The following is a 784-nucleotide window of genomic DNA, read 5'->3' on the forward strand; positions in this document are numbered from 1 at the left end:
AGTGTGTGGACAGCAAGGAGAGTATTTTTACGCCATGCGCCGTCATGAATTAACCGAACGCGAATGGAAAATGGTCGAACCACACGCCCTCGGCCGGCTGGGCACCGGGCGCGACAACCGCTTGTTTGTCAATGCCGTGCTCTACCGGGTGCGCACAGGCGTGGCCTGGCACGACTTGCCCGAGCGGTTTGGCCCGTGGAACACGGTGGCGCGGCGTTTCCGCCGCTGGGCCCAAGCGGGCGTGTGGGAAGCGCTGTTTCAGGCCGTGCAGGAACCGGACTATGCCTGGGTGCTGGTCGACTCGACTACGGCCAAGGCCCACAAAGCGGCGGCCGGGCAAAAAAAAGCACGCCGGCCAACGAAGCCCTCGGCCGCTCGCGCGGCGGTTTCTGCACCAAAGTGCATGCCGTAGTGGACGCGTTGGGCAACTGTCTGCACGTGGCTCTAACGCCAGGCGAAGCAGCTGACAGCCCCCAATTGCCCGGTTTGCTGGCGGCCTTAGCAGAACAACCCGGCGCGGTAGTCGCCGACAAGGCATATAATACCAACCACGTGCTCAGTACGTTGGCTCAAGACGAAGTCGAAGCGGTCATCCCGCCCAAAGCCAACCGCCTCGACCAGCGCGACTACGATGAAAACCTGTACGCCGACCGCAACAAGGTGGAGCGCTTCTTCGGCCGCCTCAAAGAGGCTCTCGGCTTTGCGACCCGGTACGAGAAAACCGCTACCTCCTTTTTAGCCGTGGCCCACCTGCTTGCTGCCCTCGATTGGATGCGCTAGCTGT

Annotated in this window: 1 pseudogene; it reads left to right on the top strand. The window is 62.4% G+C overall.

Annotation, left to right across the window (positions count from 1 at the left end):
• Positions 1-70 precede the first annotated feature (70 nt).
• A pseudogene (locus J4D97_RS23115) lies at positions 71-780 on the top strand (IS5 family transposase).
• The last annotated feature ends 4 nt before the right edge of the window (positions 781-784 follow it).

It is taken from the genome of Hymenobacter defluvii (assembly GCF_017589435.1).
Taxonomy (GTDB): Bacteria; Bacteroidota; Bacteroidia; order Cytophagales; family Hymenobacteraceae; genus Hymenobacter; species Hymenobacter profundi.